Genomic DNA, 13,900 nt, shown 5'->3' on the forward strand with positions numbered 1-13,900 from the left:
GACTTTCAACTTTATGGACTTTCAGACTTTCGACTTTATGGACTTTCAGACTTTCGACTTATTGACTTTTCCCCAAATTTTTAAAATCATCTTCAAGAAAAGCGTCGGGCTTGGATGGGGTTATTTTCTGTACGTCGAAGTACAATGGCTTTCCTTCGGCGGCGGTAATGATAAATTTCCAGCAGCGCGAATCGCCGGCAGCAGTGCCTTCGGGACCAACTTTATGTAGAATCGCCACCTTGGGATTGCGCTGTGCAATGGCCTGTTCAATTTCTTCCTGAGTAGCAATTTTCACCGTTCCCTGAAATACTTTTTTTATCTTTTCTAATGTGTTGACATTGGCATCCAGCTCTTCCTTCAGCAGCCACAGTTCGTAGTTCTTTATTTCCGCGGTGTTCTCTTTCACCATCTGCTCAATATCCTTACCGGGATTTTTAAGCATATAATTAATATAGTACTGCATGAAGGAAACCAGTGCACCATATTTGTAATCATACGACTCGGCATCAACTTCGGAATAGGCCACCGGAACAATGCACAGGTCGGGCATTTGATTCAGGTTTTTACTCTTGCTTCCCATTACAAGGTTAATGATGGTGTAATTAAACGCGTCGCTATTATCGAAAAGCGATGTGCCTGCGCTGAACATCGAAGTTTTTGTTTTCGAAAACCGTGCCTGTGATATCAGAATAAAGGAAGCTGTCTCGTCAGAACACTTCTGGTCGAACTGCTCTGAATTGATAATTTCAAAAGGGGTAATTTTCCACATGTTTTTCATATTCTCCTGTGCCCAGGCGTTGAATCCGCTGAAAACATCGTCTTCAAGAACCAGATAAGTCTTGCTTTTCAGAAACTTCTCGATGTCTTCTTTGCTTGCTGATTTAACCTGTGCGAAAGTGGTAAACGCCATCAGCGCTAAAGCCACCATAACCATTAGTTTTCTCATTATACATTATATTGATATCACAAAAGTAACGCAAAAACTAAACCATGAATTGCATACGGATAATTATTAATTCTGAATTATTAATTGTTAATCACTCATTATTAATTACTTAGTTATAATTCATTGCAAGGTTGTGAAAAATATTTAGTACTTTGTATTGCATAGTACTGTTTTATGTATTATCTTTGTTGCCTGAAATCATAAAACTATGGATATAGAAAATTCAAAATCGCAGATGCGTAAGGGAATCCTGGAGTATTGCATCCTTGCCGTGTTATCGCAGGGCGATGCATATGCCAACGGAATCATTGACCGCATGAAGGAGGTGAAACTCATTGTGGTTGAAGGAACGTTGTACCCGCTGCTTACAAGACTTAAGAACGATGGCTTGCTGACCTACCGTTGGGAAGAATCGAAATCGGGGCCACCACGCAAATATTATTTCATTACCGCCGAAGGAAGTGCCTTTCTGCAGGAACTTGACCTCACCTGGAAAGAACTTGTGGAAGCGGTGAATAAAGTGACAAAAAATACACAGCAAGAATTATAATAACCATAACAGCAACAGCCATGAATAAAACCATTGCAGTAAACATAAGCGGAGTGTTTTTTCATATTGATGAGGACGCATACAAAATTCTGGAAGCATACCTTGATTCATTGAAAAAACATTTTGATGGAACACCGGGCAAAGACGAAATCATGCAGGACATTGAACTTCGTATTGCCGAGATTTTCCAGACGAAAATTAATCCGGTAAAACAGCTTATCCTGCTTCCGGATGTGGAGGAGGCTATAGGTATTTTAGGCAAGCCTCAGGAAATTTCGAATGCCGAAGGCAATGAACAGCCCGAACCGGAGAAACTCAAAACCGGTACACGGCGTCTGTACCGCGATACCGACGACCGCATACTGGGCGGCGTGGCATCGGGCCTGGGGCATTACTTCAGCATCGACCCGGTATGGTTCAGACTGGCATTTTTGGTGATGATGTTTATTTTTGGCTCAAGTGTGCTGGTATATATTGTTCTGTGGGCCATTATCCCAAAAGCGGGAAGCACCGAGGAAAAACTGGAGATGAAGGGCGACCATATCACCATCGACACCATAGAAAAGAATATCCGCGAAGAAATGGAAGATCTTAAAATCCGCTTCAAGGAAATGAAAGAAGACGGTCACCGGTACTCGCGGCACGAAAGGCGGGAACGTATTCGAAAAATGAGGGAGATGAAACGCCGGACTCCCTATGTTGATTACGCCCCGAAAGTGCAGGGTGCCACACTCAAAGTAATCAATGTTTTTGAGAACATTCTCTTTTATTCGATTAAAGCCGTACTGATGGTTGTTGGAATTGCATTGCTGATACTGGGAATTTTCCTCACCTTCGCATTGATATTCTCGCTCACCGGTTCTGAAAATCTGCTGATGATAACGCATTGGGGCATTTCAACCGTTTCTGTTCCCGCACTTGCATCCATTATTTTTGAAACATCCACACAGGCTACAATGGCCATTGTTGCTGTAACGCTGCTTGTCGGAGTGCCCATCATGATGATTATTTTCAACAGCATACGGCTAATTTTCGGACGCAAGAAAAAGATTCGCGTTGTTTCTGTTACGGCTTCACTGCTCTGGCTTACCGGATTACTGCTCGGTATTGTTGTTGCCTTTCAGGTAGCCCACAGTTTCAGGGAAAAGGGAATTAAGAAAACGGAAGTTCAGGTGCTGCAGCCGAAAAATAATGTCCTGTTTATTGACATTGCCGAAAGCCCATTTAAAATTGAGAATCTGGAAGAAAACCACGACCAGATTGTACTTCACGGCTGGCACTATTCCATTGCCGATGATCATTTTGTGAATTACGGTTTCCCGGAAGTGAAAATAATTCCGTGCAGCGGAAAGGATTTTAAAATCACCATTATGAAAAGCTCACGCGGGCACAGCATTCCCGACGGTCGCGCCCGCGCATCCATGGTTGAGTTCAATGTCAATCAAACAGATTCATTGATTGTGCTCGACAATTTTTTCAAGCTTCCGCAAAGCGAAAAATGGCGCAATCAAACGGTGAAAGTGGTCATCGAAGTGCCCGAAGGAAAATCGGTACATCTTGGAAAATCGATGGAAAGCATTATTTACAATGATGAGAATAATGAGAGTTCATGGAATGAAGAAATGCTTAACCGTACTATGATAATGACCGCACATGGGCTGGTTCCCGGAGTTGCCGACACTAACATCACAAAAACGATTCCTGTAACAAAGAAGTAAAACGTGCAATTATTCCCGCTTAATTACTGAAAAGCTTGAAAGATGCGTAAATCTCTTTATCGGATTTACGCATCTTTCATTTTAAGAAAATCTGTACTTTTGTTTATTAAACAAATAATTAAATAGTAATGGATAAAATTAAAGAAACAGTCGCATACATTCAGCAGAAGATATCGGGTGCGCCCGAAGTGGGGATTATTCTGGGTACCGGTCTGGGCGGTCTGGTGAATGAAATTAAGATAGAAGCAAGTTTGCCCTACACGGAAATTCCCAATTTCCCTGTCTCCACTGTTCAGGGACATGGCGGAAATCTTATTTTTGGTACCCTGGGCGGGAAAAAAGTTGTTGCCATGCAGGGACGTTTTCATTTTTATGAAGGATACACCATGCCCGAGCTTGTTTTTCCGGTAAGGGTAATGAAACAGCTCGGCATTAACCTTCTTGTTGTGTCAAATGCCGCCGGTGGTCTTGATCCTCAGTTTCGCGTAGGCGACATTATGCTTATCCGCGACCATATCAATATTTTTCCGTCGAATCCGCTGATTGGACCTAATGATGATGAACTGGGAACCCGTTTTCCGGATATGAGTGATGCCTATGATGCGGATATTCTCGCACAGGCGAAAAAAATTGCTGCAACACTGGAAATCAAAGTGCAAACAGGCGTTTATACTGCCGTTACCGGTCCTAATTTTGAAACCCCGGCCGAATGCCGCCTGGTGCGCATACTCGGTGCCGATGCCGTTGGCATGTCTACAATTCCCGAAGTTATTGCTGCGAGGCATATGGGACTGAAAGTTTTTGCGGTGTCTATTATTACCGATATGGCCGTTGACGGAACGATGGAAGAAATTTCGCATGAAGAAGTAATAAAAGCGGCCAACAGTGCAGAACCAAAAATGACACGGCTGCTGCTCGAATTGCTGAAACAGGTTTAATGATTCTGTTTGGAATAATAATAATTTTCTATATACATGATAATTATTGTGTGACAAATTATTGACTTTAGTTTTTTGGGTATGTACTTTTATGAAAAAAATCCTAAAACCATGCGTATGAAAAAACTTTTATGGATTGTCATTTTCTTTATGGGGGTGATGTCATTTGCCCAGGCACAGCGTAAGTGCGGAACCATGGAACATCTGCAGATGCAAATTCAGCAGGACCCTTCGCTTGAATCACAGATGCAGGCTTATGAAGCGCAGATAGAGCAGTGGATTAATGACCATCAGAACGAGATTAATGCATCAAAAGCTGTCATCACAATACCGGTTGTGGTGCATGTTGTGTACAGCACAACGGCGCAGAATATAACCGACGCACGTGTTGCAGAGCAGATAGCGATTCTGAACCGTGATTATGCCGGATTGAACACGCATTCCATGTACGGTTTCGCTTCAACGCTGAAAATTAATACCGAACTGCAATTCTGTTTGGCGCAGCGTAAACCCGATGGTACTGCTACAAACGGCGTTGAACGCAGACAAACTACCGTAAGTTCTTTTTCAACCAATGATTATGTAAAGTTGTATTCAAAAGGCGGACTTGACGCCTGGGATCCTACTAAATACATGAATATCTGGGTGTGTAATCTGGGTGGCGGTCTGTGCGGATATGCTCAGTTTCCTACTTCGGGCGTAAATTCAACGTTCGGTGTGGTCATCAACTATCAGTATTTTGGTCAGACAGATGCGGTTGCACCTTATAACCTTGGCGGAACAACATCGCATGAGATTGGTCATTGCTTCAATCTGTATCATATATGGGGCGACGATGGCACTGCCTGCACCGGTACCGATTATTGCGCCGACGTTCCCAATCAGGCAGGTCCGAATTACGGCGTGCCGGTCTATCCTCATGTTACCTGCACCAACGGTACCAATGGCGACATGTTTATTAACTTTATGGATTATTCCGATGATATTGCCTACGCCAATTTTACACCCAATCAGAAAGCCAGAATTCAGGCATGTTTCGCTTCAGGCGGGTTGCTCTATTCACTCTCTGTTTCTGATGGCTGTCAGCCGGCCACTGCCGCCTGCGGAACACCTACGGGTCTTACGGTAAGCGCCATTACCAACACCGGGGCAACGCTTGGATGGACTGCCGTGAGCGGAGCAACAAGTTACAATGTCCAGTATAAAGTAAGTACTGCCACAACATGGATGAGCACAACTTCTGCAACTACATCTAAAGTGCTTACCGGACTTACGGCAGCTTCTAACTACATGTGGCAGGTTCAGGCTGTGTGCAGCACAGGTGGAGGTTGGTCAGCCGGTACTTTTATTACCACCGGCGGAAGCGGATGCACCGATACCTATGAGCCCAATGAATCGTCGGCAGCAGCAAAATTGATTGCTGTAAATACCGATGTGTTTGCAAGTATTGGAACGTCCATAGATAAAGACTACTTCAAATTCACCACCACCAGTGCGGCCAAAAAAGTGAAAGTTACGCTGACGGCACTGCCTGGCGATTATGACATGAAGCTATATAAAGGCACAACACTGCTTGCTACATCACAAAATACGGGTACCACTTCGGAAACTATTATTTATAATGCTACCTCAACAGGTACCTATTATGTTTACGTGTACGGCTATTCCGGAGCTTACAATGCGGCAAGCTGCTACGACCTGAAGGCGCAGACTTCATCAACCAGTTTCAGAACGGCCAATGGTGAAAGTCTTGATGAACCCAACACGCCTCTGGTTATTTCTATGTATCCGAATCCGGCCGGTAATAATCTCACCCTTGAATACAATACTGAATTTAACGATAACAGTACCGTGAATGTTTATGATATGTCCGGCCGCCTTGTTTTGTCAAACAGCTTTACATCAACCAAAGGTCTTAATACATGGAATATTGACCTGAGCCAACTGATGAACGGATTGTATATGATAGAACTGATAAATTCCAGCGACAGAATCATTAATAAAATTATGGTTGAGAAATAGTCGGAAGAGAAAAACGAAGGTTGAATGTATTCAATGGTCGCGGCACTTACGCTGCGACCATTTTTTTTACTTGCTTCTTACAACTTCTGTTGTTTTTTGAAGCTCCATGATTTCAAGATCTTTAATCGCCTTGCCATCTATGTTGAACCGCAGCAATGTGATTACCTGATGAAAACCGTATTTGCCGGCAGCGCCGGGATTCATGTGAAGCAACTGATGTTTTTTGTCGTAAATAACTTTCAGAATGTGCGAATGCCCGCTGATGAACAGACCCGGCTTTTCGCGCAGTATCATCTGTCGTGTTGCCGGTTCCCAGCGCCCCGGATAACCTCCGATGTGCTGCATCAGCACTTTTACATCTTCACAAAAAAAGTTCTGTATCTCAGGATATTCAATGCGTACGTCGCTTCCGTCGATGTTGCCATAGACTGCACGAAGTTTTTTAAACGATGCCAGTTGCTTTGCCAGTCCTGCATTTCCGATATCGCCTGCATGCCATATCTCATCGCAATGCTCAAAGAAGTTGAAAATTTCAGGATGCAGATAATTGTGGGTATCGGAAAGCAAACCAATGCGTGTCATGATATATTGTATCAGAAAAAACTAATGAATAACAGGATGTTCAGAAAGGTGACAACCAAACCGATTACCGACAGCATGATCAGTGTTATAGGCTTGTTCGCATATTTTCCCATCACTTTTTTAGAGGTGGTGAGATAAATCTGCAGGAAGATGGTGATGGGCAGCTGAATACTTAATATCATCTGCGATACCAGCAATCCTTTAAATGGATTACGAATCATAAATATCACGATAAGCGCTACAAACAGCGATATCACAACGCCTGTCCGCGAATGATTGTCTTTTACGTGAAACGGTTCACCGAACATCCCTGCGAAAATACTGCCGCCTGCCATGCCTGATGTTGTTGACGACGCCAGCCCGCTGAACAGCAGCGCCAGCGCAAACACAATGGCTGCTGAGGGTCCGAGCAGCGGCTTCAGCACATCCGATGCCTGCTGCAGTTCATTCACGATAACACCGTTTGAAAAGAATACGGTTGCTGCCAGCAATATCATCGCACTGTTGATGGCCCAACCGATAATCATCGCGAAAAGCGTATCAAACAGTTCGAAGTCAAGCTGACGCTTAATTACCTTGTCGTCCTTCAGATTCCATTGCCGGCTTTGTATTACTTCCGAGTGCAGGAAAAGATTATGCGGCATTACAACAGCCCCCAGAAGACTCATGATAAGCATGATTGAACCGTGCGGAATGTTTGGTGTTACCCAGCTTACTGCAGCCTCGCCCCAGTTGATGTGTACCAGTGAAAGTTCGTATATGAACGATAAACCGATGAGTGACACAAAACCGATAATCCATTTTTCTATTTTGCGGTACGAATTTGAAAGTATCAGTATCGACACAAAAATTGCGGTGAGTGTGGCACCTGCCATAATGGGAACATCCCACAGCATATTCAGCGCTATTGCGGCGCCCAGCAATTCGGCCAGCGATGTTGAAACCGATGCTGCCATGGCCGTTCCCAGCAGCGGGCGTCCCAGCCATTTGGGAAGATATTTATTTGTAGCTTCCGAAAGGCACAAACCCGTGGCAATTCCAAGATGTGCAACATTGTGCTGCAATACAATCAGCATAATTGTTGATAGCGTAATTACCCACAGGAGCAGATATCCGAACTCCGAACCACCGGCTATATTGGTGGCCCAGTTTCCGGGGTCGATGAAGCCTACGGTTACCAATAGCCCCGGCCCGATATACTTAAAGATATCGAGTGCGCCGAAGTGTTTTTTACTTCCCGACGCGTTGAGGTCATTGTAAATATGCTTCAGAAATTTCAACGCAATAAATTATTATTAGTCAAAGAAAAGCCAGGAAACTCCAAATTTGAAAGCACGATTCTGCATTGGGTAGTGGGGCACTGAGAAATAGTCATAGCCCATCAAACCGTTGTCGAAGTGACTTAACTTCAAAAACAGCCGTGCTCTTTTGATTTTGAAATTCAAGGCTACATCAGCATAAAGATAATTGCCCGTTTTTGTATTATCCTGCAGGAAGAATTGCTGCGTGGCGGGCATCCATGCATCGCTGTAGTATGGTGTATTGTAAAACAGATCAAGTGCAAGCTGCGCCAGCAATGCCTTTTTGAACATCGGCTGTGTGAAATACCACGACTGCTGTCCAACAAATAAAGGCACATGAACTGAATGATTGTTGGGCGTATATTGCAGAATAAAATTGTTATGAACGGCAAATTTCCCGAAGGTGAATTGTTTGTTCACCCTGGCGGCATACACATTAATTATGATGCCCGCTTTCTGAAAGGGCAAGGCATCGTTCAGAAACAGCACATAATTATTAATGGAATAAACATCCACTGCTGCCACTAAATTTTTGTAACGATATTCAAGACTGCCGTTAATACTTTGCTGTGGCAGGTAATCGTGACTCCAGTTGAAGTATTTCGATGAGAATGATGTTGTGCACCATGCGGGCTGTAAGCTGCTGTAGCTGCCTTTAAGTGCGATAATTCCGGCGTCATGGTCTTTGCTGCCGGGGCGGAACGCCAGTGATGCGCGTCCGATATAATTTCCGTTACCGTAATTTCCTGCAATGTATTCGCCCGAAGCGGAAACAAAAAACAGACTGTCGATATTCAGGGTAAAGCCTGCGGAAGGAATATACTGATTGAGAAACGACGGTCCTGATTTCTGCCGCACTTCCGTATAACGATACGTGAAACCGGCGTACAGTCTGAGTTTGCGCGCCTGATGCTGCAGGGTCATTTCGGGATTTGTCCATAAAACACGATTTTCCAGCATTATGAAACGCACCGAATCGCTTGCGTACGTGGTATCGCCTGCAATGGCAGGGAAATATCCGGTATTGGGTTCCGCATCGGTAAATGTGTTGACCTGTTTCAAATAATATATGGAATGGCTAATGCGCCCAATGTTCATACGGAATTTGGGCCCGATGCTATCTGTTGCTTTTGAAGTGTCGGTTGGGCAGAGGTTCACATACTGCTCCAGAAAAGCCGATGTTTCGCGAATGTAGGTTTGAGCATTTTTCAGGTAGTAGGTATATGAAGAATCTGCGGTGCCCTGTTGTACGCGTTTGTAAATGCTGTCGTTGGTAATTCCTCCGTTCTCCTGTATCTTAAAGCGGTTGTGGATGTAGTTGCCAATAAATCCATACCTGCGGTTCTTTGTGTTGAAATGAGCCGTAGCGACTATGTTTGAAATATCCGATTTCTGCCTGAACTCTGCGATGCCGAGTGAATTTACGATGCGGTATTTGGCGCCAATTACCAGTTGTTTTTTAATGGTATGGCTGTGGAGTACGTGAAACACCTGCTCTTTGCGCGATCCGGTGGAATAAAACATCTCGGTAAAAGGAGCTACCGACGAATAATAATTTATATTCTCATTTGTGAAGCGGTAAGCATCAAAGGCATGCATGCCGAAGTCTGCTGAGGTAGAGATGCGGCTGCCAAAGGTCATGGCCCGTGTTGCCAGCCCAATGTTCCCGAGGCTTGCGTAAAACGGGGAAGACTCAAGGGCGGGATCCGACCGCTGAAATCCGGTAAGCATGGTATCGGCAGGATAACGTTTCAGGCTTGCCACCATGTCGGTATCGATGGCGGCAATATGATAATGATACACCTTAAGCGAATCGGTGCGCGGATGCTGTATGCTGTCTTTTTTCTGCTGCGCAAAAAGCGGCATGATGCCAATCAGCAGCAGAAGTAACAGTACGGCATTTCCTCGTTTCATTTTTGCTTGCATTTTTCGCGAACAAAAATACAAAGAATACCGCTAGCTTTGATAGTTGTTTTTTGAGTGTTGTGAATCACTGGCAGGTGAGGCTTGTGCCACCAGACAAAAAACATCTTGTCCCTATGGGACAAATATTAACCTGACAAAATTGTTCTATAAATATTGCATCCCTAACGGGATGTCAATATGCAAAAGACATTTGTTACGAAGAGCCTTGGTTCGCGCCTGGCGCGTAACATAACAATATTATTAGTTGTTCATTATTAATTAAAAAAGCCGTCCTTTTGAGACGGCTTTTTTAAATTGTATTCCGCTTACGCTATTTTACCTTATCAACGATGGCTTTGAAAGCTTCGGGATTGTGCATTGCCAGGTCGGCAAGTACTTTCCGGTTGATTTCGATGTTATTCTTAATGAGCTTGCCCATGAATACGGAATATGACATTCCATGCTCGCGAACGGCTGCATTGATACGGATAATCCACAGTCCGCGGATCTCACGTTTTTTATTTCTTCTGTCGCGGTATGCATAGGATAATCCTTTTTCATACGCGTTTTTGGCTACGGTCCAGACGTTCTTCCTTCTTCCGAACTGACCTTTTACCTGGGCTAAAACTTTTTTCCTTTTTGCCCTTGATGCTACTGCATTTACTGATCTTGGCATTGTTTTGATTTTTCACTTCAGCGTCCCACTTCACGCGGGAACTTATGGAGCTGAGAGTAAGTTAATAATTGATTTGTTAATGGGCCAACATGTTTTTCATACGTTTCTCATCCACCGCTGCAACTAATCCTGATTGCGTAAGATTACGTTTACGTTTCTTGGATTTTTTGGTGAGGATGTGACTCTTGTAAGCATGTTTCCTCTTGATTTTTCCGGTTCCTGTAAAGGTGAGCCTTTTTTTGGCGCCGGATTTTGTTTTCATTTTAGGCATTACAAAACAGATTTTATAGTTTATGAATCAATTCTTTCTTGGTGATAATATCATAATCATCCTTTTGCCTTCGAGCTTCGGAAGCTGTTCGGGCTTGCCGTATTCGGTCAGGTCGCTTGCAAATTTAAGCAGAATAAGTTCGCCCTGCTCTTTGTAAACAATACTGCGGCCTTTAAAGAACACATCCACTTTCACTTTAGCGCCTTCCTGCAGGAACTTGATGGCATGTTTCAGTTTGAAATTGAAATCATGGTCATCGGTATTGGGGCCCAGTCTGATCTCTTTCACAACCACTTTCGAGGCTTTGGCCTTCATTTCCTTCATCTTCTTCTTCTGGTCGTAAAGGAATTTTTTATAGTCAATTACCTTACATACCGGCGGATTAGCGCTTGGTGAAATTTCCACAAGGTCGAGTCCCTGTTCTTCAGCTATATTCAGGGCTTCCCTTATCGGAAAGATTCCTGTCTCAACGTTTTCGCCAACCACCCTTACAACGGGTGCATTGATTCTGCCGTTTATCTTATGCAGTTCTTCTTTTTTTACAAATCCCCTTGGGCGAAAATTTCCCTGTGTTGCGATAGTTCTTCCTCCTGTTTTAATGAATAATGTATTAGTTTGACTCAAATTTTAAGAACGAAGTGAATTGAAATTTGCAAGTCGAACAATCCCGCCTCAGGCGGAGGGTTCTTACCCGTGATTTCTTTACCTGTTAACGGCATTCATTAACCTGCCGTCATTGTTTCAATCTCTGCATTGATCATGGATATAAATTCGTCTATCCCGCATGCACCTGCGTCGCCGCTGCCCTGTTTCCTTACGGAGACGTTGCCTTCGGCTTCTTCTTTCTCCCCAACGATAAGCATATAAGGCACTTTTTCCAATTCTGCGTCTCTTATCTTCTTGCCTGTCTTTTCGTTACGGTCGTCAATTCGGGCGCGAATATCGGAATTATTTAGCAATTCTAAAACATTTTTCGCATAAATTTCATATTTCTCGCTGATAGGTATGATGCGCGCCTGCTCCGGCGAGAGCCATAAGGGGAACTTACCTGCACAGTGCTCAATCAGCACAGCAACAAAGCGTTCCATCGATCCAAACGGTGCCCTGTGAATCATTACGGGGCGGTGTTTTTGGTTGTCGCTGCCTATGTATTCCAGCTCAAAACGCTCGGGCAGATTGTAGTCAACCTGTATGGTTCCGAGCTGCCATTTGCGTCCAATCGCATCTTTTACCATGAAATCGAGCTTGGGGCCGTAAAAAGCAGCTTCGCCCACTTCCACCACGGCTTTGATGCCTTTTTCTGCGGTAGCTTCAATTATGGCGGCTTCGGCTTTTGCCCAGTTTTCGTCAGAACCGATGTATTTGTCCTTGTCGTTGGGGTCGCGAAGCGATATCTGGGCTGTATATTCTTTAAAATCAAGTGCTTTGAAGATGTGAAGCACAATATCCATCACACCCTGAAATTCCTGTTTTACCTGTTCGGGTGTGCAGAAGATATGCGCATCGTCCTGGGTAAAACCGCGGACACGGGTGAGGCCGTGCAGTTCTCCGCTCTGTTCGTAACGATACACGGTGCCAAACTCTGCAATGCGCAGGGGCAAATCTTTATAGGAACGCGGACTGCTCTTGTACACTTCGCAGTGGTGAGGGCAGTTCATCGGCTTCAGCATAAATTCTTCGCCTTCAACCGGTGTTTTAATAGGCTGGAAGGAGTCTTTGCCGTATTTCTGATAATGACCGGATGTCTTGTATAACTCAACGTTTCCGATATGCGGGCATATTACCTGTACGTAGCCGGCTTTGCGCTGAACCTTTTTAAGGAAGTTCTCCAGCTTTTCGCGCAGCATGGCACCTTTGGGAAGCCATATAGGCAATCCGGCACCTACAGCCTGCGAAAACGTAAATAGTTCAAGTTCCTTGCCTAATTTGCGATGGTCGCGCTTTTTGGCTTCTTCCAGCAACAGCAGGTGATCTGTAAGATCTTTCTGTTTCAGGAAACTGATGCCATAAAGACGGGTAAGCTGTTTGCGTTTCTCATCGCCGCGCCAGTAAGCGCCGGCTACTGCAAGCACTTTTATGGCTTTGATAAAACCCGTATGCGGCAGGTGAGGTCCGCGGCAAAGGTCGGTAAAGGCACCTGATTCATACAGCGTGATTTCTCCATCGGTCAGGTCGTTGATGAGCTCAAGCTTGTATTCGTCGCCTTTGGCAGTGAAGTAGTCAAGAGCAGCCTGTTTGCTTATTTCCTTGCGGATATAAACCTGGTCTTTGCGGGCCAGTTCAAGCATTTTATCTTCTATCTTTTTGAAGTCGGCATCGGAGATGCTGCGGTCGCCAAGGTCAATATCGTAATAAAATCCGTTTTCAATGTTCGGTCCGATACCGAATTTCGTTCCCGGATAAAGCGCTTCAATGGCTTCTGCCATAAGGTGTGCCGAAGAATGCCACATAACGGCTTTACCTTCGTCATCATTCCAGGTGAGCAGTTTGATGCGTGAATCTTTATTAATAGGGCGTGTGGCATCCCACACTTCGCCGTCGACCATCGCGCCAAGCACATTGCGTGCAAGACCTTCGCTGATGCTTTTGGCAATATCAAGACCTGTAGCCCCTTCGGGATACTGGCGTACAGAGTTATCAGGCAGTGTAATATTAATCATTAGTGTGCTGATTTTTAAGAGGTGCAAAGATAACAAATTTTCCCATGCCTCCAAGAGGCGCACCATTATATTATATCAGGAAGTCGTAAGTCACCTCCGCCGCTGGCGGATGAGTCGAGAGTCAAAAAACAGAAGTCAGAAGACAGAAGTCAGGAGACAGAAGAAAAAAATGAAATACCACAGCATACACCGGAGGTGTTTAATGTCAATAGAAAAAACCACAAATAACCCCGTAGGGGTTTAAGATCGGTAGATTGAATGTGTGATTATAATCGGCGACTCACGAATAATAATTGCAAATGTGGTGATGTTGCATGAGCCGCAATAGTTT

Annotated in this window: 12 protein-coding genes; 4 read left to right on the forward strand and 8 right to left on the reverse strand. The window is 44.4% G+C overall.

Annotated elements, in window-relative coordinates; translation table 11 throughout:
* Nucleotides 1-58: 58 nt before the first annotated feature.
* Nucleotides 59-946 (reverse strand): hypothetical protein, encoded by an 888-nt coding sequence (locus tag WCM76_13025; GenBank protein MEI6766549.1) that lies wholly within the window; start codon nt 944-946, stop codon nt 59-61.
* A gap of 208 nt (nt 947-1,154) precedes the next feature.
* On the opposite strand from WCM76_13025, the gene WCM76_13030 reads away from it, so the two are divergent.
* The 4 genes from WCM76_13030 (at nt 1,155) to WCM76_13045 (ending at nt 6,174) form a co-directional block, all read left to right on the forward strand.
* On the forward strand, nt 1,155-1,496 hold the full coding sequence (locus WCM76_13030; protein ID MEI6766550.1) for a PadR family transcriptional regulator: 342 nt from the start codon (nt 1,155-1,157) through the stop codon (nt 1,494-1,496).
* A 20-nt stretch (nt 1,497-1,516) separates the two neighbouring features.
* Entirely contained in the window at nt 1,517-3,214 is a 1,698-nt protein-coding gene (locus WCM76_13035; protein ID MEI6766551.1) for a PspC domain-containing protein, read from the forward strand.
* Between the two features lie 128 nt (nt 3,215-3,342).
* The gene (locus tag WCM76_13040; protein ID MEI6766552.1) at nt 3,343-4,152 is read left to right on the forward strand and encodes a purine-nucleoside phosphorylase; all 810 of its coding nucleotides are present in this window, start codon (nt 3,343-3,345) and stop codon (nt 4,150-4,152) included.
* A gap of 117 nt (nt 4,153-4,269) precedes the next feature.
* A complete protein-coding gene (locus tag WCM76_13045) occupies nt 4,270-6,174 on the forward strand; it encodes a T9SS type A sorting domain-containing protein (protein MEI6766553.1) in 1,905 nt (634 codons plus the stop codon).
* A gap of 66 nt (nt 6,175-6,240) precedes the next feature.
* Here the strand turns inward: WCM76_13045 and WCM76_13050 are convergent, their stop codons facing one another.
* The 7 genes from WCM76_13050 to thrS all read right to left on the reverse strand — a co-directional run bounded on the left by WCM76_13050 (nt 6,241) and on the right by thrS (nt 13,569).
* Nucleotides 6,241-6,756 (reverse strand): metallophosphoesterase family protein, encoded by a 516-nt coding sequence (locus WCM76_13050; protein MEI6766554.1) that lies wholly within the window; start codon nt 6,754-6,756, stop codon nt 6,241-6,243.
* 11 nt (nt 6,757-6,767) lie between these two features.
* A complete protein-coding gene (locus WCM76_13055) occupies nt 6,768-8,027 on the reverse strand; it encodes an Nramp family divalent metal transporter (protein MEI6766555.1) in 1,260 nt (419 codons plus the stop codon).
* Between the two features lie 24 nt (nt 8,028-8,051).
* Nucleotides 8,052-9,971 (reverse strand): putative porin, encoded by a 1,920-nt coding sequence (locus tag WCM76_13060; GenBank protein MEI6766556.1) that lies wholly within the window; start codon nt 9,969-9,971, stop codon nt 8,052-8,054.
* A 322-nt stretch (nt 9,972-10,293) separates the two neighbouring features.
* Nucleotides 10,294-10,638: a 50S ribosomal protein L20 gene (gene rplT, locus WCM76_13065; GenBank protein ID MEI6766557.1), complete on the reverse strand. Its 345-nt coding sequence runs from the start codon at nt 10,636-10,638 to the stop codon at nt 10,294-10,296.
* 76 nt (nt 10,639-10,714) lie between these two features.
* The gene (gene rpmI, locus WCM76_13070; GenBank protein ID MEI6766558.1) at nt 10,715-10,909 is read right to left on the reverse strand and encodes a 50S ribosomal protein L35; all 195 of its coding nucleotides are present in this window, start codon (nt 10,907-10,909) and stop codon (nt 10,715-10,717) included.
* A 27-nt stretch (nt 10,910-10,936) separates the two neighbouring features.
* Nucleotides 10,937-11,488: a translation initiation factor IF-3 gene (gene infC, locus WCM76_13075; protein MEI6766559.1), complete on the reverse strand. Its 552-nt coding sequence runs from the start codon at nt 11,486-11,488 to the stop codon at nt 10,937-10,939.
* Nucleotides 11,489-11,631: 143 nt separating this feature from the next.
* Nucleotides 11,632-13,569, reverse strand: a complete 1,938-nt coding sequence (gene thrS, locus WCM76_13080; protein MEI6766560.1) for a threonine--tRNA ligase — start codon at nt 13,567-13,569, stop codon at nt 11,632-11,634.
* Nucleotides 13,570-13,900 lie beyond the last annotated feature (331 nt).

This window comes from Bacteroidota bacterium (assembly GCA_037133915.1).
Taxonomy (GTDB): Bacteria; Bacteroidota; Bacteroidia; order Bacteroidales; family CAIWKO01; genus JBAXND01.

Excerpts from the sequence above, each read along its gene's own strand:
- WCM76_13025 (MEI6766549.1), bottom strand. The coding sequence starts at position 946 with ATGAGAAAACTAATGGTTATGGTGGCTTTAGCGCTGATGGCGTTTACC.
- WCM76_13030 (MEI6766550.1), top strand. The coding sequence starts at position 1,155 with ATGGATATAGAAAATTCAAAATCGCAGATGCGTAAGGGAATCCTGGAG.
- WCM76_13035 (MEI6766551.1), top strand. The coding sequence starts at position 1,517 with ATGAATAAAACCATTGCAGTAAACATAAGCGGAGTGTTTTTTCATATT.
- WCM76_13040 (MEI6766552.1), top strand. The coding sequence starts at position 3,343 with ATGGATAAAATTAAAGAAACAGTCGCATACATTCAGCAGAAGATATCG.
- WCM76_13045 (MEI6766553.1), top strand. The coding sequence starts at position 4,270 with ATGAAAAAACTTTTATGGATTGTCATTTTCTTTATGGGGGTGATGTCA.
- WCM76_13050 (MEI6766554.1), bottom strand. The coding sequence starts at position 6,756 with ATGACACGCATTGGTTTGCTTTCCGATACCCACAATTATCTGCATCCT.
- WCM76_13060 (MEI6766556.1), bottom strand. The coding sequence starts at position 9,971 with ATGAAACGAGGAAATGCCGTACTGTTACTTCTGCTGCTGATTGGCATC.
- rplT (MEI6766557.1), bottom strand. The coding sequence starts at position 10,638 with ATGCCAAGATCAGTAAATGCAGTAGCATCAAGGGCAAAAAGGAAAAAA.
- rpmI (MEI6766558.1), bottom strand. The coding sequence starts at position 10,909 with ATGCCTAAAATGAAAACAAAATCCGGCGCCAAAAAAAGGCTCACCTTT.
- thrS (MEI6766560.1), bottom strand. The coding sequence starts at position 13,569 with ATGATTAATATTACACTGCCTGATAACTCTGTACGCCAGTATCCCGAA.